Raw genomic sequence first — 19152 nt, forward strand, 5'->3', positions numbered from 1 at the left:
TAAGAGGGCTGCCCTCTATCGCAAGTTACTCAAGCGGGACTAAAAGTGGCGCCGAATCCAGGCCCATACTATGTTGGCTTCCGATTCTCGTGGGAATTTATGAAAAAGCTCAACAGCATGCGGAATAGATGCAATAGGCCCCGTCTTATCGGGGCTTCTGTGAAACGCATCACTTTGAAGATGAAAGGAAGGGCAGAAAAAGAGATTCTGCTGTGAAGGCTTTTTAACGAAGTGATGTCGGTGGCCGCCTATCTGATGATGAGGATTTAAGGCCAGAACTACTTGCTATACAAAACCCTCTCCCCTGTCCAAGTTCTATCGAGGACATATGCCGATCGCCGCAGGTCACGATACGGTGAGATGGCACCCGCACCCGAAAAGTAGATCGTCAGGACAAACACTCCTCCACGCCACCCCTGCGGCGTTCTCGCTCTGTTTTTGTATGGTTTCTTTGTGTGTGCAGCTGGATGCCTACGCACAGGCTTCGCACGGTGTGCGAAAAGTTGAAGGGCAGGGCAATACCGAAATTAGGGTATTTGAGACGGATCTGAGGCGTGGCGCGGGTTGCCGGCCTGGGGCGGGTGTCACAATCCCCTGTGACACCTTCGTGACACTAATGGGCTGTGACACCCGGTTTTAGGCTTTGTGGCACTCTTGTGACACCGAGCTAACTTATTGAAATTGGTGGGCCTTGCTGGACTTGAACCAGCGACCAATCGATTATGAGTCGACTGCTCTAACCAACTGAGCTAAAGGCCCGGAGGGAAACTAAAAACGGGCGCCATTATACTCATCGTACAGGGCGCCCGCCAGAGCTTGTTGCGCGGGCCGCGAGGGCGGCCCGGCAAAAGCTCGATCAGGAGTTGTGGTCGTCGATGAAGCCGCGCAGATGATCGGAGCGCGAAGGATGACGCAGCTTGCGCAGGGCCTTGGCTTCGATCTGACGGATCCGCTCGCGGGTGACGTCGAACTGCTTGCCGACTTCTTCCAGCGTGTGGTCGGTGTTCATCTCGATACCGAAACGCATCCGCAGCACCTTGGATTCCCGTGCGGTCAAGCCGGCCAGGACGGAGCGGGTGGCTTCGCGCAGGCCTTCGGCCGTGGCGGAATCCACTGGCGACAGCGCCTGGATGTCCTCGATGAAATCGCCCAGATGGGAGTCTTCATCGTCACCGATCGGGGTTTCCATGGAGATCGGCTCTTTGGCGATCTTCAGGACCTTGCGGATCTTGTCTTCCGGCATTTCCATGCGCTCACCCAGCTCTTCCGGCGTCGGTTCGCGACCCATTTCCTGCAGCATCTGGCGGGAAATCCGGTTGAGCTTGTTGATCGTTTCGATCATGTGAACCGGGATCCGGATGGTCCGGGCCTGGTCCGCAATGGAGCGGGTGATCGCCTGGCGAATCCACCAGGTGGCGTAGGTCGAGAACTTGTAACCACGACGGTATTCGAACTTGTCCACCGCCTTCATCAGGCCGATGTTGCCTTCCTGGATCAGGTCGAGGAACTGCAGGCCGCGGTTGGTGTACTTCTTGGCGATAGAGATCACCAGACGCAGGTTAGCCTCAACCATCTCTTTCTTGGCGCGACGGGCCTTGGCTTCACCAATGGACACGCGACGGTTGATTTCCTTGATTTCAGGAACCGTCAGGTTGACGTCATTCTGTACGTTCGCAATGCGTTTCTGCATCCGTACGATTTCGTCCAGACGCTCGGCAATCCGCTCAGCGTGGGCGCCCTTGGCTTTGGCGGCCTCTTCGGCCCAGGCCAGATTGGTCTCGTTGCCCGGGAAGGACTTGATGAAGTCCTTGCGCGGCATGCGGCTTTCGCGCACGCAGATGGCCATGATGGCGCGCTCGTTTTCGCGAACCGCCTCGTTGGTGGAGCGAATGACGTTCACCAGTTCTTCAAAGGCCTTGTTGGCCAGCTTGAACGGTGCGAAGACCTGTCCCAGCTCGTTCAGGGCGTCCTGGGCTTTCTCGGAATCCCGACCGTGCTTCTCAAGCGCTTTCTCGGCAACGCCCAGCTTTTCGCGCAGCAGTTCGAAGCGCAGGCGGGTTTCTTCCGGATCCGGACCGTTGTCGGTTTCTTCCTCGGAATCATCGTCGTCATCGCTGGAGGACGCGGACTCGTCATTGGTGCTGCTGTTGTCCTCGCCCATGAAGGGCTCAGCGTCATCCGGGTCGAGGAAGCCGGTGACGATGTCGCTCAGCCGGCCTTCGTTCTCGATAATACGGTCGTAAGCCTGAATAACGGTGGCAGCCGTACCAGGGAAGTGCGCAATCGCAGCCATCACATCGCGGATACCTTCCTCGATGCGCTTGGCAATCACGATCTCACCCTCGCGGGTCAGCAGCTCGACGGTGCCCATTTCGCGCATGTACATGCGGACCGGGTCGGTCGTGCGGCCAGCGTCGGTTTCCACGGCAGCCAGCGCCGCGGCCGCTTCAGCCGCTGCTGCTTCATCTGCTGCGGTGTCGCCATCGGTCATGAGCAGCGTATCGGCATCCGGGGCTTCCTCGGATACCTGGATGCCCATGTCGTTAATCATCCGGATGATGTCTTCCACCTGATCCGGATCCGCTATATCCTCAGGCAAGTGGTCATTGACTTCGGCGTAGGTCAGGTAACCTTGCTCTTTGCCGCGGGCAATGAGATCTTTCAAACGGGACTTCTGCGAATTGCTGCCTGACATAGACACCCTATGGACTCGCTGGTAAAAAGATGAAAAGATAAACAGCCATTATAGCTGTCGCTCAAATTCTCTGCCACAAAGCTTAAGTTGTGGCGCGGCTTCCCTGTTTCAAGAGAAACCCCAGTAAGTAACCTCCACAATGCCTTTCGATTGGGCATTTGCGAAAAGGTTCAACCGCCTTCACCACTGCTCAGGCGCTTCAGTTCGCGGTGATCTTCCGCGGTAAACTCGCCGGCGGCCTTGCGCTTGATCAGCGCAGCGATTCTCTGCTTTCGAACGGCTTCCCGGTTCGGTGTCAGGATTTCTCTGGCCGAGGCGATGGTGTTCTCCCGTTCGGGGACATGCTCGATGCCGTCGAACAGGTGGTAAAACTGTGACCGGGCCCGGCCGTCAAAGGCCAGGGCGGTAATCACTTCCCGGTGTTGTTTCAGATTCGACTCGCGAATCCAGTGCGCCAGTCGGCCTGATTGTCGCAGACTGCGATCCTGGCGAGCGGCTTCCAGCACTTCTTCTGCCAGATCCGGCGCTTCGATCAGGGCGAGGCTGAGGCTGCTGTCTCGGCTCAGGCGAACCTCAACCGGTTCCTCGCTGATGCGCTCCGGGCCCTTGAATCCTTTGCCCCGGAAGCCTTTTCCCTTATTGCCACTGCCGTCCCGCCGGGGCTGCCATTCGCGGCGGCCGCACAGGCGCATCATTTCGTGCCACATGGCATCGCGCAGCGTGCTGCGCGGCATCTTGTCGAGCAGCGGCTCGACCCGTGCCCGCAGCTCCCCGCGATGCTCCGGCAGGTTCAGGTCCAGGCCCTCGCTCTGCCGATCGAACAGGAAGCGCGACAGTGGCGCGGCGCCTTCGATGCGCTGGCGAAAGGCGTCGGCGCCTTCCTTGCGGACCAATGTGTCCGGATCTTCGCCCTCGGGTAGCATCAGGAACTGCAGGTGCAGCCCGTCCGCCATCAGTTCCAGTGCGTTGTCCATGGCGCGATCGGCGGCCCGGAAGCCGGCGTTGTCGCCATCGAAGCAGAACACCACGTGCCGAACATGGCGCAGCAGCGCCTGCAGGCTGTCCTGGTTGGTGGCGGTACCCAATGTCGCCACTGCTTCATGGATGCCGTGCTGGGCGAGGGCGATGACGTCCATATAGCCCTCGACCACCAGCAGGCGGTCCAGTCGCCGGAGGCTTTTCTGTGCTTCAAACAGGCCGTAGATTTCCCGGCTCTTGTGAAACACGTCCGATTCCGGCGAGTTGATGTACTTCGCCTTGTCGTCGCCCAGTGTGCGGCCGCCGAACGCGATCGTGCGCCCCCGCGTATTGCGGATCGGGAACATGATCCGGTTACGGAACAGGTCCCGCGGTCGTCCGTATTTGTCCGACACCGTGCCGGTTTCGATCAGCGGCCCGCGCAGCGCCGACTCGGCGGCCTGGTGCAGCGCAGCGCCGTCACCCGGAGCGAAACCGATCTGATACTGTTCGATCGTGGCCGCATCGAGACCGCGTTGGCGCAGATAGTCCCTCGCCAGGGCGGCACCCGGCTGGTTCAGGGCGTCACGATAGAACTGGTTGGCAAACTCCAGGGCGTCCGTCAGCGTTCGCACCTGCTGCATTTCCTGGCGGGCCGCTTTGTCGTAGGGCACTTCCAGGCCCATGCGACGCGCCAGTTCCTCGACGGCTTCAGTGAATCCCAGGTTGTCGTATTCGCGGACGAAGCTGATGGCGTCGCCATGGGCGCCACAGCCAAAGCAGTGATAGAACCCCTTGTCAGGGCGGACGTTGAACGATGGCGTCTTTTCGTCGTGGAAGGGGCAGCGGGCCTTGTAGTTACCGCCGGCCTTCTTCAGTGTGATCCGGCTTCCAATCAGCTCGGCCAGGTCAACCCGGTCCAGAAGCTCATCGATAAAGCGTTGGGGGATCAGGCCGCTCATGACATCTCCGGCGTTGTAAAACTCAGCATCAAGAGACTAGACCAAATCGCTCGGGTTGCCAGTGGGCCCGTGAGCGGGGTCATTGCGCTTTGCTATGGCGCGGAGTCAGGACGAAAAGAGGGCACCCACAAGCCAAAAAATGCCGCCGAAGCAGGGCCTCGACGGCATCGGATGCATGCACCCCTACGACCGGCGTGCCGGCAAGGGGTGTGAAGCGGCAAATCCGGGCGGTCTGAAACTCAGTACAGACGCTCGAACTTACGCTGTTCCCGCTGAAGCTTCTTGAGATGGCGCTTGACGGCAGCGGCAGCTTTGCGCTTACGAACGGCAGTCGGCTTCTCGTAGTGCTCACGACGACGCACTTCGGACAGAATGCCGGCCTTTTCACAAGACCGCTTGAAGCGACGCAGCGCTACGTCGAATGGCTCATTCTCTTTCACTTTAACAGCTGGCATTCGAAAATCACCTACCTTTAAGATCGATTCGGTTTGAGTTCAGTTCCCGCGCGGGCCCAAGGCCCGTGCCTGGCGCTGATGATTCGTTTGATCTCGCGCAGATCAGACGAGAATTGTCTAAAACTCGACCAGCGCAGATTCAAGGAGCCTCTGATCAACTCCGGATCCCCTCTGGCATTCAGAGCGATTCACAATCAAGGCGCGACTTCGCAGTAAGGCTGGTTGCCTTTCAAAAAGTCGCAACGCGGAGTGTGGGTCGCTCTGAATGCCCCGCAGGGCGCGCTCTGAAGGCTGCATCTGCTGCGTTGCGACTCTTGGCAAGGGCTCCGGCCATTACCGGCGAGCCACGCCTTGCAGCTACAGCCTACAGAGCACGCAGAGGTGATTCGGAGTTGATCAGAGGCTCCTTAAGGGCGGCAATGATAGCGTCTTATCTGGCTGGTTGTAAAGCGCTCAATTCGATCATCAGGGGCGTGGCGGCCCCGTGAAAACCACAGCGGCCGTGCTGGCCCTGATCTGGTAAAATACGGCGTCATTTTTACCTGCCCCGGATATAGGGGCGACCCGATGGAAGTTCAATATGCTGGTTCTGGGAATCGAGACCTCCTGTGACGAAACCGGTGTCGCGCTGTTCGACAACGAGCGCGGCCTGCTGTCCCATGCGCTGTTCAGCCAGATCGATATGCACGCCGATTACGGTGGCGTGGTGCCGGAACTGGCCTCGCGGGACCACGTTCGCAAGCTGCTGCCGCTGTGTGACCAGGTGCTGGCCGAGGCGGGCTGCACCCGCCACGATCTGGATGCGGTGACGTACACGGCCGGCCCTGGGCTGATCGGCGCACTGATGGTGGGCGGTTCGGTGGCCCACGCGCTGGCGCTGGCGCTGGATATTCCGGTGCTGGGTGTGCACCACATGGAGGGCCATCTGCTGGCGCCAATGCTGGAAGATAATCCACCCGAGTTCCCATTCGTGGCCCTGCTGGTCTCCGGCGGCCACACGCAGTTGGTTCGGGTCGACGGCATCGGGCAGTACGAATTGCTGGGCGAGTCCGTGGACGATGCTGCCGGCGAAGCGTTCGACAAGACGGCCAAGATGCTTGGTCTCGACTACCCGGGCGGCCCTCGGGTGGCGAAGCTGGCCGAGCAGGGCCGGGAAGGTCGCTATCGGTTTCCGCGCCCGATGACCGATCGGCCGGGGCTGGATTTCAGCTTCAGCGGTCTGAAGACCTACACGCTCAACACGGTGAACGACGCCGAGGCCAATGGCGGTCTGGATGACCAGACTCGGGCCGATATCGCGTTGGCATTTGAAAGCTCGGTGGTCGATACCCTGGCGATCAAGTGCCGTCGGGCGCTGGAAGCGTCGGGGTGCAAGCGTCTGGTGGTGGCCGGAGGCGTCAGTGCCAATCGGCGTCTGCGGGCGGCTCTGGAGACCATGGTTGGAAAACTGCGGGCGGAAGTGTTCTATGCCAGGCCGGAATTCTGTACCGACAATGGGGCGATGATTGCCTATGCCGGCTGCCAGCGGCTGCTGGCCGGGCAGCGGGACGGGGACCGGATTGTGGCGGTGCCGCGCTGGCCGATGAATACGCTGCCGTCACTGGAAACGCCCTGCGTTAACGGCCTGAAAGCGTAAGTCGGGACTCACACCGGCGGTTCGCGGCGCTGCGCCAGGCGGATCAGGTTGTCCCGGTGACGCACGAGGATTAGCAGGGTCAGGAGGCCGAACAGGGGCAGGGCGTCAGGTTCCAGCAGCGTACTGATGATGGGGCCGGCGACCGCGGCAGTCACGGACGCCAGTGACGAAATATGCCAGCGCCACATCATCAGGCTCCACAGGCTGGCCAGAATGATGGTGGTCATTGGCGCCAGAGCGAGGCCGGCACCCAAGGCGGTGGCTACGCCCTTGCCGCCCTGGAAGCGGGCGAACAGCGGGAGCATGTGGCCAGTGACCGCGCACAGGGCAATGACGGCCAGCGCTACCGGGCCGAGATCAATAGCGGTGCCGATCCAGACCGGGATGGCTCCCTTGAGGGCGTCCAGCGCCAGCGTGACCAGTGCCGGTAGCCAGCCGCCGGCACGGTAGACATTGGTGGCGCCGGGATTGCCGGAGCCCAGGGCTCGCGGATCCGGCAATCGCCAAAGGCGGCAGATCAGTGGCGCAAACAGGATCGAGCCCATGAGGTAGGCGAAGAGACCGGTGATCACAGTCAGTGCGGTTTCGGGCATGGGCAGAGACGTCGAACAGTCGATTGTGCGAGAATCGCTCCCCCGCACGTCGCGCGTGCGTTGGGGAATGGTCTGAAATCACGTTAATGGGAATGTGAGGCAGGCCGCAAGTTTTTAATGAGGGCGACTTACCCGTGACAGACACGGTATTTATCGAAGGGCTCGTTGTGGAAACCGTGATCGGTGACTACGAATGGGAACGGCACATCCTGCAGCGCTTGGAAATCGACCTGGAAATGACCTGGGATAATCGGGCGCCTGGCGTCAGCGACGATGTCGCGGACGCGCTGGATTATGCCGCTGTCAGCGAAACCATCCGCCAGTGGTTCCGGGACAATCAGCCCAGATTGCTGGAGGCGGCTGCGGAATCCCTTGCTGCTGAGATTCGCAAGCGCCACGGCGTCAACTGGCTGAATCTGTGCGTGCGCAAACCGGGCGCCGTTCCGGATGCCCGAAGTGTTGGGGTGCGCATCGAGAGGGGAGCGCGTTAGTGTCTTTTGCAGCGACCGTCTACCTCGGTATCGGCAGCAATGTGGACCGCGAGCGCCACGTGCTGGCGGCGCTGAACGCCCTTTCGGAGCGTTATGAGCTGTTCGCCGTGTCGTCCGTCTACGAAAGTGAGTCGGTCGGCTTCGACGGGAGCCCCTTCTACAATCTGGTGGTGGGGATTCGCACCGGGGAATCCATTGCCACGCTGTCGCGCTTTCTCAAGGGCCTGGAAGTGGACAACGGGCGCCGGCCCGGCATGCCGAAATTCAGCCCGCGCACGCTGGATCTGGATATCCTGACCTACGATGACCGGGTGGGCGTGATCGATGGTGTCGAGTTGCCGCGCGGCGAAATCCTCACCAATGCGTTTGTGCTGCGGCCTCTGGCTGAAATTGCCCCGGCTGTTGAGCATCCGGAAAAGAACAGGACCTACCGGCAGCTCTGGGCCGAATACACCGGTGACCAGAAGCTGTGGCCCATCCCCTTTAGCTGGCAGGGGCGGGCGATTTCACCGCGCCCCTGAGCGTTTCCAACTGGACGTCAGGCGTCGTCTTTGTGCTTGCGTCGGAACAGATCGATCAGGCCGTCGGTTGAACTGTCGGTCTGCTTGTCATCGCTTGAGGCGAGCAGGCGGTCGAGAATATCCTGCCCCAGCTGTTTGCCCAGCTCCACGCCCCACTGATCGAACGAATCCACATCCCAGATTGCGCCCTGAACGAACGTCTTGTGCTCGTAAAGCGCCACCAGGGCACCCACCGTGCGCGGCGTGCTGCGCTCGAACAGGATGGTGTTCGACGGCTTGTTGCCCGGGATCACCTTATGCGGCGCCAGCTTTTCGATGGCGGCCTCATCCAGCCCCTGGTCCCGCAGCTCCGCCCGCGCCTCGTCGAGATTCTTGCCGCGCATCAGCGCCTGGGCCTGGCTCAGACAGTTAGCGAACAGGATGGCGTGATGCGTGGCCACCGGGTTGTGGGTGCGCAACGGGATGATGAAGTCCGCCGGCGACATGCGGGTGCCCTGGTGCAGTAGCTGGTGATAGGCGTGCTGGCCGTTGGCGCCGGCGCCGCCCCAGATGATCGGGCCGGTCTCGTAATTCACGGACGTGCCGTCGTGGGTGACGCACTTGCCGTTACTTTCCATGTCCAGCTGCTGCAGGTGGGCCGGCAGGCCGCGCAGGTAATGGTCGTACGGCAGGATAGCGTGGGCGTCGGCGCCCCAGAAGTTGCCGTACCAGACGCCGAGTAGCGCCAGGATGACCGGCAGATTTTCTTCCAGGGGCGCGTTCTTGAAGTGCTGGTCCATGGCGTGGGCGCCGGACAGCAGCGAGCGGAAGTTTTCCATGCCGATGGTAAGCGCGGTGGGTAGACCGATAGCCGACCACAGCGAGTAGCGACCGCCGACCCAGTCCCACATGGGGAAGATGTTTTCCTCGGCGATGCCGAAATCGATGGCTTCTTTTTCGTTGGCGGTGACCGCGACGAAGTGCTTGGAAATGAGTGCTTCATCGCCGCCGTTGTGTAGGAACCACTCCCGGGCGACCTTGGTGTTCTCCAGGGTTTCCTGGGTCTTGAAGGACTTGGACTGGATCAGGAACAGGGTGGTTTCCGGGTTGATGTGGCGCAGGACTTCGGTGATGTGGCTGCCGTCGATGTTGGCCACGTAGTGGCAGTTCAGGCGGCCGTGCCAGTAGGGCTTGAGCGCCGCGGATACCAGTTTGGGGCCAAGGAAGGAGCCGCCGATGCCGATACTGACGACGTCGGTAAACGGCTTGTTGGTAAACCCGCGCCACTGGGTGCTGCGAATGCGCCACACGAACTCTTCCATCCGCGCCAGCGTTGAGCGGACTTCCGGCATGATGTCCTGGTCGCCGACGCGCATCGGTTCATCACTCAGGTTACGCAGGGCCGTGTGCAGGGCCGGACGGTTTTCGCTGGTGTTGATGTTGTCGCCGCGGAACATGGCTTCGATCTGTTCCGGCACCTTGCAGGCCCGGGCCAGCGCCATCAGGTGGGGCATGGTCTCGCGGGTGATCAGGTTCTTCGAATAGTCCAGGGAGATGCCGGCGGCGGTGGTGAAGTAGTTCTGGAAACGCTCCGGGTCCTGGTCGAACAGATCCCGCATGTGCGTGTCTTTGAGGCTGGCCTGATGGTCGATCAGGGTTTTCCATTCCGGTTTTTCGGTCAGGCCTGGCTTGCTCGTACTCATGTCCTCTCCCTGGTGGGTTGCCGTTACGGCGCCGGATCGTTGCTGACCCGACCCCGCGACTAGCGATTAATGGATAGGTTGTCGATCAGTCGAGTGGTCCCCAGAAAGGCGGCAGCGAGGATGGTGATCTGTGTGTCGTCCTTCTTTGCCGGCTTTAGCGTTAGGCTGTTTACGATGTTGTAGTAGTCCGGCCGGAAGCCGGCTTCGGTCAGGCGGGTTTGCGCGTCGCTCTCCAGCGTGGCGAAGTCGCGGTCGCCGTCTTTCAGCGCCTGGGCGGTGGTCTGCAGCGTCTGGAACAGTGTTGGGGCGATGGCCCGCTCCTGTTCGTTCAGATAGCCGTTGCGGGAGCTGCGGGCGAGACCGTCTTCTTCGCGGTGGGTCGGCGCGCCGACAATTTCCACCGGCATGAACAGGTCGGCGACCATCTTGCGGATCACGGCCAACTGCTGGAAGTCTTTCTCACCGAATACCGCCACATCGGGCTGGACCATGTTGAACAGCATGGAGACGACGGTGGATACGCCGTCGAAATGGCCCGGCCGGCTGGCACCGCAATGGCCTTCGCTAACCACTGGGACCGAGACCTGAGTCTGCTGGACCAGACCATGCGGATAGACCTCTTCGACGCTGGGCGCGAACACGATATGGTTCCCGGCCGCCTCGAGTTTTTCCTGATCATCCCGCAGGGTGCGCGGGTAGGTTTCCAGATCCTCGCCGGCGCCGAACTGCATCGGATTGACGAAGATGCTCGTGACCACCACATCGGCCTGTAACAGCGCCTTTTCCACCAGTGAAATATGGCCGGCGTGCAGGTTGCCCATGGTGGGCACCAGGCCAACGCGGTGGCCGTGCTGGCGATGGCTGTTCAGAAGCGCACGGAGCTCCTTGATGGTGTGTACCGTTCTCATGACTTGAACGTGTGCTCCTCAGCTGGAAAGCGTCTGTCCCGCACGGCGGCGACGTAGGCTTCGAAAGCCCCCTGGATCGAGTCGGCCTCCGCCAGGAAATTCTTGACGAACCGCGGCGAGCGGCCCGTGGTGGCGCCCAGCATGTCGTGCATGACCAGGACCTGACCGTCGGTGTCCGAGCCGGCGCCGATGCCGATCACGGGTGCATCGACACTCTCGGTAATGCGTTTCGCCAGCGCCGCCGGCACGCATTCCAGCAGGATGACGTCGGCGCCGGCATCCACCAGCAGGCGCGCGTGCTCGACCATGGCGTCCGCCTGGGCGTCACCGCGACCCTGCACCTTGAAGCCGCCAAACTTGTTGACGAACTGTGGCGTCAGGCCCAGGTGGGCGCAAACCGGGACGCCGCGCTCGCTGAGGGCGTGGATGGTGTCTTTCATCCAGTCGGTCCCTTCCAGCTTGAGCATGTGGGCGCCGGCCCGCATCAGTGCGGCCGCATTCTCCAGGGCGGCTTCGGTGGTGCCATAACTCATGAACGGCATGTCCGCCATGATCAGTGCGCCCCGGTTGCCCTTGGCGACGGCGCGGGTGTGGTAACACATCTCTTCCATGGTCACCGGAATCGTACTGTCGTTCCCCTGCAACACCATGCCAAGCGAATCGCCAATCAGCATGACATCAACACCAGCTTCGCTGATCAATTGGGCGAAAGTGGCATCGTATGCCGTCAGTACGGAAAAGGTTTCGTGGTTCTGCTTGCGTTCACGCAGCGTGTTGATGGTGACAGCCATAGAATCCTTGCCTTATGGGTGGATTATGGAGGAGATGCCGGGATTGTCCGGGGAAGTCCCTAGATTAATCGTCACCCCCTGGTGAGGCAAGGCTGCCCGGGACAGGGTGGAGGCGACGTAATCCGTTATCCGCGCACGCCCGACGCAGATCGGCAATGCGTCGGCCATCGGGTACTTGCAACTCGGGGGTCAGGTCCAGAAGGGGCTGCAGGACAAAATCCCGGTTGGCCAGTTCGGCATGGGGAACGGTCAGTCGGTCGTTGTTGATGGTCTGGGTGCCGTAGATCAGCAGGTCCAGATCCAGCGTGCGCGGCCCCCAGCGTTGGATGCGTTCGCGCTGATGGGCCTGCTCGATGCTCTGCAGGGCGTCCAGCAGTTCCAGAGGGGCGAGTTCGGTTTGCAGGTGGACTGCGCCGTTGACGAAATCGGGCTGATCCTGGGGGCCCACCGGGCGGCTGGCATAGAAGGGGGACTGGGCGACGAGGTGCGTCCGGGGCAGGGCCGCCAGCCGCGCCAGGGCGCCGGCCAGCTGGCTCAGCGGATCGGCCAGGTTGCTGCCCAGTCCGATGTAGGCGTCAACCATACCCATGGTCAGTCCTTGGATTGGGGCTTTTTGCGACGCTTGCGGCGCCGGTTGCGGGGACCGGCCGGGCCCAGCTCCGACAGCATGTTCTCGCGACCGCGGTCATCGGCATTCTGGAAATCGGTCCACCATTGTCCGAGGCCTTCGGTATCCTCGCCGGCCGCTTCCCGCACCAGCAGGAAATCGTAGGCGGCCCGGAAGCGTGGATGTTCCAGTGTCGCGAAGGCGCGCTTGCCGTTGCGACGGGGCAGGCGCATCTGCAGCTCCCAGATCTCTTTCATCGGGCCGGAGAAACGGCGCGGAATGGCGGTGGCCTGCACCTGCTGGCCAATTACGCGAGCGATGGCCGCATGCAGGGCCGGTTGGGCGGCCTCGCCCTGGTTCTGGCGGCGCTTCCATTCGGCCTGCAGAGCCGGCCAGATCAACGCGGCATACATGAAATAAGGCGTAACGGACTTACCCTGGTTGATGCGGCGATCGGTGTTCTCCAGCGCGCGGCGGATCACACCGTCCGGCTCACCGTGTTCAATAGCGACCGCGGTGGCCGGGAACAGCGGTGCGAACAGGCCATAGGCCTGAAGCAGGTCGTAGGTGGTGGCCCCGTAACCGGCGGAGAACAGCTTGAGCACTTCATCGAACAGGCGGGCCGGCGGAATATGAGTCAGCAGCGGTGCCAGTTCGCGAATCGGGGCTTCCGTTTCCGGCGCCAGGCTGAAGTCGAGCTTGGCCGCAAAACGAATGGCCCGCAGCATGCGGACCGGATCTTCCCGGTAGCGTGTTTCCGGATCGCCGATCAACGACAGCCGGCGTGCACGCAGATCCGCGGCGCCACCGGTGAAATCGATAACGCTGAAATCCTCCATGCTGTAGTAGAGGGCGTTGATCGTGAAATCGCGGCGCAGCGCGTCTTCTTCCATGGTGCCATAGACGTTGTCGCGCAGCAGCAGGCCGTGTTCGTTGGAGCGTCGTTCATCATCGTCATCGCTGTCGGCTTCGGTGGCATTGCCACGGAACGTGGTGACTTCAATGACTTCCCGGCCGAACAGGACATGCACGATGCGGAAACGGCGACCGATCATGCGGGAGTTGCGGAACAGGTCCCGGACTTCCTCCGGCGTGGCGTTGGTGGCCACGTCAAAATCCTTGGGGTGGCCATCCAGCAGGATGTCGCGAACGCCGCCGCCGACCAGGTAGGCTTCAAATCCGGCCTTGTTCAGGCGGTTCAGGACCTTCTTCGCCGGGTCGCTGATCAGGGTGCGTGAGACGGAATGCTGGTCGCGGGGAATGACCTGACGCTGGTAGGCGGATTTTTGTTTTTTGCCTTTCCCGAAAATTTTGGACTTTATCTTATCTAACATCGATACAGATTCTGATGGTTAGGTCGTGTGAGTGCTCTGCCAGGAGATTTCCGTCGGGCGGCCTGGGCTGGCCGTACAGAAACCCGGTCTGCAGGTTCGACGACAAGGAGATTAGGCTGGGAGTTTACCGGTTTGTTGCAGTTAAGGCGAACAACCATTCGGGAACCGGGGTGTCAGGAAAGTCGGGGCCGATTCAGGGCCCCAGAAAATCAAAAGGCGGGAACGTGAAACACGAACCCGCCGAGAAGAGTAGACGATCTGCATTGTTGTTGTTGTGGCGCGCTCTAAAACGGTTGAACGCAAGCTCCAAGCCAGGAGCGAATGATGCGAGCGGAACGCTTTGACCACAGAGAGCGGCAATGACTTTTCGCGAGATTTGAGCAAGTGATAGGGCCGTCTGGAAGACGATTCTTTTCTTCACGTGCAACTCGCAACAGTCAGGCACCACTAAAAAGCTCAGCACCCAAAACACTCAGTTCGCTCGCGCTCAATTCTTGTTTTTGTTGATGAGCGCATTGCAGCTTTTTGTTCTTGTTTTGACGCTGCGTCATTCAGTTCTTGTTGTTGTTCGCTCGTATAGGTTGCAGTGCGCGTGCCAGTTTTTGGTAATCCTTTATTAACAATGGGTTATGAATAAGTGGTTTCCGAAGGGTGGGTTTTTTTTAGATCTGAGTGTTACTTCGGTCTCAGTTCTCAGACCGAGTCTGTTCCCCCAGGTAACACCGGGTAACAGCTGAGGCGCAGTTCACACTTTGATCGGTCACGGGTGGCAATGGGTGTCTTGACTAAAGAGTAGTCAATGCATCCCGGTTAGCCAGTTCGTCCTCACTACTCGAAAGCGGGGCGAGTGCAAGGTACAACCGCCGTTGTCCGGTCTGTCCTGATCGACAGGCCGGAGGACGCGGCAGTTCCTGACGGTGGATTACAATAAGGAAAGGTTTGCCGGCAGGGAGGCGATCGCCGGCGCGGATCAGCTTTTCTTGCGCGGGATGCCCAGGCGCTGACGACGCTCCCAGAGCGACTTGCGGCTGATGCCGAGTTTCTGCGCCAGTTCGGTCTCGCTCATCTTGTCCTGGTTCTCCAGCACGAAATGCTGGAAATAGTCTTCCAATGAGAGGTCGTTGGAGGTCTGAGGGTCCGGTGCGGGCGTCGGATCTTCCTCTTCCAGCAGTCCGGCCGGGATGTGAACATCGGTGCCGTCCGTATCCAGGTCGAGCAGGTAAGGGGTAATCATACCGTCATCGCAGAGGATGGTAGCCCGCTCGATGGCGTTTTCCAGCTCCCGCACGTTACCGGGCCAGCGATGCTGTTCCAGCGCGCGCATGGATTCCGGGCTGAGACTGATGTCCGGCTTGCCCATGCGCTGGCCCTGGCGTTGCAGGAAGCGTTTGGCCAGGCCCAGGATGTCGCCATCGCGTTCCCGCAGGGGCGGAATGCGGATCTGCATCACGTTCAGGCGGTAATACAAGTCCTCCCGGAACTCGGCGGTCTTTGTCATGGCACGCAGGTTCCGGTGGGTTGCTGCGATCATGCGCACATCCACCGTGCGGCTCTGGGTCGAACCCACCCGGCGGATTTCGCTTTCCTGCAGGACGCGCAACAGCCGGGCCTGGGCCTCTGCCGGCAGTTCGCCAATTTCATCCAGGAAAAGACTGCCGCCATCGGCTGCTTCAATCAGGCCGGTACGGGCGGAGACGGCGCCGGTGAAGGCACCTTTCTCATGACCGAACAGTTCGGACTCGATCAGGCTTTCCGGTATGGCGGCACAGTTGACGCAGATCAGCGGCTGACGGGCTCTCGGGCTGAGCTGGTGCAGGGCGCGGGCCGCCAGTTCCTTACCGGTCCCGGATTCACCATGGATCAGGACAGTGGTCTCCGTAGGGGCGACCTTGCGAATCAGGGTAAAGACATGCTGCATGGCCGAACACTGGCCATACATGATTCGGGAGGGATCGCCCTCAGCCGTTTGCGGTTCGTCCTCGGCGTCGTCTTCACCGGACGCTTCCGGCTCGCGGACGGCGGTACGTTTGAGAATGTCCTCGACCGATGCCAGCATCTCGTCGTGATCGAATGGCTTGGCGATGTACTCCACCGCGCCCAGCTTCATGGAATCCACCGCCGAGCGCAGGCTGGCGTAGCTGGTCATGATCAGCACCGGGGTGTTGGGTGCCAGGCGGATCAGCTCAGTACCGGCGGCACCAGGCAGGCGCAGGTCGGAAATGATCAGATCGAAACCGTCCAGCTCATAATGGGAACGGGCCTCGTCGACGGAACCGGCATCGGAGACATCGTAATCGGCATGGGTCAGCAGCTTGCGCAGGGCTGAGCGAATGATCTCTTCGTCTTCTACGATCAGGATACGATGCATGCCTCGGGAAGCCGCCTCTTTCATGATTCTTGGAGGGTGTCTGTGTCCGCTTCGAAAGCCGGCAGGCTCAGCCGCACGCACGTGCCGCCGTTGCCGTCTTTCGCGACCGGACTCTCAACCTGGATATGACCGTAATGCTCTTCAACGATGCTGTACACCAGCGAGAGCCCAAGACCGGTGCCTTCGTTGGGCGCCTTGGTCGTATAGAAAGGCTCAAAGATGTGATCGAGCTGGTCTGCAGGAATGCCTGCACCCTCATCAACGACTTCGATGATAGCGGAGTAGGCTTCCTGCTTTCCACTGATCCGGATCAAGCTGCCCTCGGGTGAGGCATCGCGCGCATTGGCCAGCAGGTTGACGAAGACCTGCACCAGCCGCTGTTCGTCGCCCAGCACCTGGAGTCCGGCCGGGCAATCGTTGCTGTATTGCAGGCTGCGGCCCTTGCCACTGAGCGACACCAGGTTGAGGGATTCGTCGATGCAGCGGCGCAGTTCCACCGGTTCGTAGCGGTTGGCCGGTGCGTGGTTGCCGGAGCGGGCAAAGTTCATCAGCGACTGCAGGATGCGTGAGATGCGACGGGTCTGCTGCTGGATCTGGTCGGCTGTGGACAGGATGTCCGGGTTGTCGGTCTCCAGTTTCAGGTTCTGGGCCAGCGACGAGATCCCGGTGACCGGGTTGCCCACCTCGTGCGCCACCCCCGCGGCCAGGCGGCCGACCGAGGCGAGGCGTTCGCTGTGCATCAGTTCGTCTTCCAGCAGGCGGGTTTCGGTCTGGTCCTCGACCAGCACCACGTTGCCGCCTTCCGGGTGGTCCGGTCCGCTCAGGGTTGATTTGTGGAGGTTGAACCAGCGCGGACGGCCCTTCATGTCGAGCCGGTGCTTGTAACGGTGCAGTTCCTCGCCATTGACGAAGTCCTCCAGCATCTCCTGCCACTGGTCGGGCAGTGCGGTCAGCCGAGCGCCCACCACGTCGTCAGCAGCAATGCCGGTGACCTCCTCCATGGCGTGGTTCCACATCAGGATTTCGCCGTCATCGCCGATCGAGCAGGTGGCGATGGGCAGGTTCTGCAAGGTTTGACGGTAATGGCGCCGCAGGTTGTCCAGTTCGCCAGCGAGACCGGTGAGCTGGCTCTGGTAATCCCCCAGCGCCTTTTCGATGTAGTGGATGTCCTGGCCAGTGCGACCGCCGGCCTGGGGTTTGAAACCGAGGTGGTGCTTGACGATGTCCTGGGCCACCGACGGCCCCATCAGGCCCGACAGGTTGACCTCGATCTGGTCGCGCAGGCGGCGCAACTGGTAGGGACGGTACTCGATGCTGGGCAGGCGCAGTTGGAACAGGGCTCGGTTCACTTCCCGGCTGGCAACGGCCTGGCCCAAAGGTGTGGCCAGTTGCTGCTTGAACTCGTCGGATGAGCCGGACAGCAGCTCGCGCCGCTGTGGACGCGACAGCGCGCCCAGTGAGCATGACTGGGCCGCGCTGTCCTCTTCGCTGGAGGTTTCCGTGAGCAGCGAGATCAGGGCAAAAACACTGACGTTCACGGTCAGGCTGGCAAAGGCGAAGATATGGGAATTGGACACCGAGACCGAAGGCAGCCCGACGAGCGTCAGGATGTCGGCATCGACCGAGAACGGCAGTACCAGCGTCAGGGCCCAGATGCCGGCACCTGCCAGCAACCCGGCGATCAGCCCCTTACGGTTGCCCTCCGGCCAGTAGATGACGCCCAGCGCGCCGGGTAGCAGCTGCAGCACGCCGGCCAGGGCGAGGATACCGAGCGTCGCGAAGTCCAGCCTGGAACCGACCCCTTCATAGAACACTAGTGCCGCAAAGATGATGACCGCCACCAGTATCCGCTTGACCCAGCGCAGCCAGCCGTAGATGTCCGCGCGCTCCCGCGGCGGGCGCAGGGGCAGGACCACATGGTTGAGCACCATACCGGCCAGGGCCAGGGTGCTGACGATCATCAGGCCGCTGGCGGCAGATAGCCCGGCGATGTACATGGCCAGGGTCAGGGCCGGATGGCCCAGGCCGAAGGTGGCGCCCAGGGCGAAATAGCTCGATTCGGTCGGCGCATCGAGAGCCTGCCCACCCCACAGGATCAGCGGCACCGGTATCGCCAGCAACAGCAGGTACAGTGGTAACCCCCAGCTTGCTTTGGCCAGTGCTCGCGGGCTGGGGTTTTCGCTGAAGATCATGTGGTACATGTGTGGCAGGACCAGCGCCGCCGCGAAGGACATCAGCATCAGTGCCCGCCAGCTGCCGTCGTCCAGCTTGATGCCGAACGGCGAGGCCAGCGCCACGTTGTGGTTGAGCCAGATTTCCAGTCCGCCAAAGCCATCGAACACCGAGAACAACAGCAGACCGCCGAGGAACAGCAGGGCCACCAACTTGATCAGGGAGTCGAACGCGATGGCGACGACCAGGCCCTGGTGACTGTCCTGCCCCTGCTCACGGCGGGCACCGAACAATACGGTGAACAGCACCATTGCCAGACTGAACAGCAGGCCGATCATATGGGGCGAGGCGCCGGGGGAAAGCAGGGCCGCGGAATCGGCGACCGCCTTGATCTGCATGCTTAGCAACGACAGGATCGCCGCCCCGGAAAGCAGGGTCACCAATGTGCCGGCCCACTGGCTTCGGTAGCGGAAGGCAAACAGGTCGGCCAGCGAGGTCAGCTGGTAGGTCCGCCCGATGCGCAGGATCGGGTTGAGCAGTACCGGTGCCAGCAGGAAAGCTCCGCTGATCCCGATGTAGTAGGCCAGGTAACCGAAGCCAAACACGCTGGCCATGCCGACCGATCCGTAGATCGCCCAGATGCCCGCATAAACGCCGAGGCTGAGGATGTAGACCAGCGGGTGCCGGACCCAGCGTGCCGGAATCAGGCCACGCTCGGTGATATGGGCAATACCGAAAAGCAGGGATAGATAGGCGAGGCTGACCAGGATCAGCGTGGTCAGGCTAAAACTCATTGGGATCGCGTCGCCATTCCAGCCAGAATCCCACGGCAATCAGGCCGGCCCAGGCAATAAACGGGCTGTACCACGCACTGCCGGGCTCAATCCACCAGTCGAGGATGTTGGGGGAAAAGATGTAAACGGCCAACACAAGCAGGAAGACCAGTCGGTAGATATACATCGGGCAATTGTTCCCTGCGG

General features: G+C 61.3%; 15 protein-coding genes and 1 tRNA gene. 3 read left to right on the top strand and 13 right to left on the bottom strand.

What is annotated here, in order from left to right; translation table 11 throughout:
• Positions 1-682: 682 nt before the first annotated feature.
• From J3364_RS20100 to rpsU, 4 genes are all read right to left on the bottom strand, one after another.
• Positions 683-759, bottom strand: a tRNA-Ile gene (locus tag J3364_RS20100).
• A gap of 97 nt (positions 760-856) precedes the next feature.
• Positions 857-2695 (bottom strand): RNA polymerase sigma factor RpoD, encoded by a 1839-nt coding sequence (gene rpoD / locus J3364_RS20105; protein ID WP_349559946.1) that lies wholly within the window; start codon positions 2693-2695, stop codon positions 857-859.
• Between the two features lie 170 nt (positions 2696-2865).
• A complete protein-coding gene (gene dnaG / locus J3364_RS20110; protein ID WP_349559947.1) occupies positions 2866-4614 on the bottom strand; it encodes a DNA primase in 1749 nt (582 codons plus the stop codon).
• A 239-nt stretch (positions 4615-4853) separates the two neighbouring features.
• Entirely contained in the window at positions 4854-5069 is a 216-nt protein-coding gene (gene rpsU / locus J3364_RS20115) for a 30S ribosomal protein S21 (protein WP_004578868.1), read from the bottom strand.
• A 580-nt stretch (positions 5070-5649) separates the two neighbouring features.
• On the opposite strand from rpsU, the gene tsaD reads away from it, so the two are divergent.
• Positions 5650-6705, top strand: coding sequence for a tRNA (adenosine(37)-N6)-threonylcarbamoyltransferase complex transferase subunit TsaD (gene tsaD, locus J3364_RS20120; protein WP_349559948.1), 1056 nt, complete (start codon positions 5650-5652; stop codon positions 6703-6705).
• Between the two features lie 8 nt (positions 6706-6713).
• Here the strand turns inward: tsaD and plsY are convergent, their stop codons facing one another.
• Complete coding sequence (plsY, locus tag J3364_RS20125) at positions 6714-7298, bottom strand: glycerol-3-phosphate 1-O-acyltransferase PlsY (protein ID WP_349559949.1); 585 nt, start codon at positions 7296-7298, stop codon at positions 6714-6716.
• Between the two features lie 134 nt (positions 7299-7432).
• On the opposite strand from plsY, the gene folB reads away from it, so the two are divergent.
• Together folB and folK (J3364_RS20135) are read left to right on the top strand one after the other, a co-directional pair.
• Complete coding sequence (gene folB / locus J3364_RS20130; RefSeq protein WP_349559950.1) at positions 7433-7789, top strand: dihydroneopterin aldolase; 357 nt, start codon at positions 7433-7435, stop codon at positions 7787-7789.
• The gene (gene folK / locus J3364_RS20135; RefSeq protein ID WP_349559951.1) at positions 7789-8310 is read left to right on the top strand and encodes a 2-amino-4-hydroxy-6-hydroxymethyldihydropteridine diphosphokinase; all 522 of its coding nucleotides are present in this window, start codon (positions 7789-7791) and stop codon (positions 8308-8310) included. Before folB ends, folK (J3364_RS20135) begins: the two co-directional genes overlap by 1 nt.
• A gap of 17 nt (positions 8311-8327) precedes the next feature.
• On the opposite strand, the gene pgi is transcribed toward folK (J3364_RS20135), so the two are convergent.
• From pgi to J3364_RS20175, 8 genes are all read right to left on the bottom strand, one after another.
• Positions 8328-9992: a glucose-6-phosphate isomerase gene (gene pgi, locus J3364_RS20140; RefSeq protein ID WP_349559952.1), complete on the bottom strand. Its 1665-nt coding sequence runs from the start codon at positions 9990-9992 to the stop codon at positions 8328-8330.
• A 59-nt stretch (positions 9993-10051) separates the two neighbouring features.
• Positions 10052-10900, bottom strand: a complete 849-nt coding sequence (gene panC, locus J3364_RS20145) for a pantoate--beta-alanine ligase (RefSeq protein WP_349559953.1) — start codon at positions 10898-10900, stop codon at positions 10052-10054.
• Positions 10897-11691, bottom strand: coding sequence for a 3-methyl-2-oxobutanoate hydroxymethyltransferase (gene panB, locus J3364_RS20150; RefSeq protein WP_349559954.1), 795 nt, complete (start codon positions 11689-11691; stop codon positions 10897-10899). The genes panC and panB overlap by 4 nt, the downstream gene beginning before the upstream one ends.
• 64 nt (positions 11692-11755) lie before the next feature.
• Positions 11756-12274: a 2-amino-4-hydroxy-6-hydroxymethyldihydropteridine diphosphokinase gene (gene folK / locus J3364_RS20155; protein WP_349559978.1), complete on the bottom strand. Its 519-nt coding sequence runs from the start codon at positions 12272-12274 to the stop codon at positions 11756-11758.
• Between the two features lie 8 nt (positions 12275-12282).
• A complete protein-coding gene (pcnB, locus tag J3364_RS20160) occupies positions 12283-13632 on the bottom strand; it encodes a polynucleotide adenylyltransferase PcnB (RefSeq protein ID WP_349559955.1) in 1350 nt (449 codons plus the stop codon).
• A 970-nt stretch (positions 13633-14602) separates the two neighbouring features.
• The gene (locus J3364_RS20165) at positions 14603-16000 is read right to left on the bottom strand and encodes a sigma-54-dependent transcriptional regulator (protein ID WP_349559956.1); all 1398 of its coding nucleotides are present in this window, start codon (positions 15998-16000) and stop codon (positions 14603-14605) included.
• Between the two features lie 20 nt (positions 16001-16020).
• Positions 16021-18966: an ATP-binding protein gene (locus J3364_RS20170; protein WP_349559957.1), complete on the bottom strand. Its 2946-nt coding sequence runs from the start codon at positions 18964-18966 to the stop codon at positions 16021-16023.
• On the bottom strand, positions 18956-19132 hold the full coding sequence (locus J3364_RS20175) for a hypothetical protein (protein ID WP_165495810.1): 177 nt from the start codon (positions 19130-19132) through the stop codon (positions 18956-18958). The genes J3364_RS20170 and J3364_RS20175 overlap by 11 nt, the downstream gene beginning before the upstream one ends.
• Between the last annotated feature and the right edge of the window lie 20 nt (positions 19133-19152).

The organism is Marinobacter sp. NFXS9, from assembly GCF_040148665.1.
In the GTDB taxonomy this organism is placed as follows: Bacteria; Pseudomonadota; Gammaproteobacteria; order Pseudomonadales; family Oleiphilaceae; genus Marinobacter_A; species Marinobacter_A mangrovi.

Coding starts and splice junctions, on each gene's coding strand:
- rpoD (WP_349559946.1), bottom strand. CDS start 2,695: ATGTCAGGCAGCAATTCGCAGAAGTCCCGTTTGAAAGATCTCATTGCC.
- dnaG (WP_349559947.1), bottom strand. CDS start 4,614: ATGAGCGGCCTGATCCCCCAACGCTTTATCGATGAGCTTCTGGACCGG.
- rpsU (WP_004578868.1), bottom strand. CDS start 5,069: ATGCCAGCTGTTAAAGTGAAAGAGAATGAGCCATTCGACGTAGCGCTG.
- tsaD (WP_349559948.1), top strand. CDS start 5,650: ATGCTGGTTCTGGGAATCGAGACCTCCTGTGACGAAACCGGTGTCGCG.
- plsY (WP_349559949.1), bottom strand. CDS start 7,298: ATGCCCGAAACCGCACTGACTGTGATCACCGGTCTCTTCGCCTACCTC.
- pgi (WP_349559952.1), bottom strand. CDS start 9,992: ATGAGTACGAGCAAGCCAGGCCTGACCGAAAAACCGGAATGGAAAACC.
- panC (WP_349559953.1), bottom strand. CDS start 10,900: ATGAGAACGGTACACACCATCAAGGAGCTCCGTGCGCTTCTGAACAGC.
- panB (WP_349559954.1), bottom strand. CDS start 11,691: ATGGCTGTCACCATCAACACGCTGCGTGAACGCAAGCAGAACCACGAA.
- folK (WP_349559978.1), bottom strand. CDS start 12,274: ATGGTTGACGCCTACATCGGACTGGGCAGCAACCTGGCCGATCCGCTG.
- pcnB (WP_349559955.1), bottom strand. CDS start 13,632: ATGTTAGATAAGATAAAGTCCAAAATTTTCGGGAAAGGCAAAAAACAA.
- J3364_RS20165 (WP_349559956.1), bottom strand. CDS start 16,000: ATGCATCGTATCCTGATCGTAGAAGACGAAGAGATCATTCGCTCAGCC.
- J3364_RS20170 (WP_349559957.1), bottom strand. CDS start 18,966: ATGAGTTTTAGCCTGACCACGCTGATCCTGGTCAGCCTCGCCTATCTA.
- J3364_RS20175 (WP_165495810.1), bottom strand. CDS start 19,132: ATGTATATCTACCGACTGGTCTTCCTGCTTGTGTTGGCCGTTTACATC.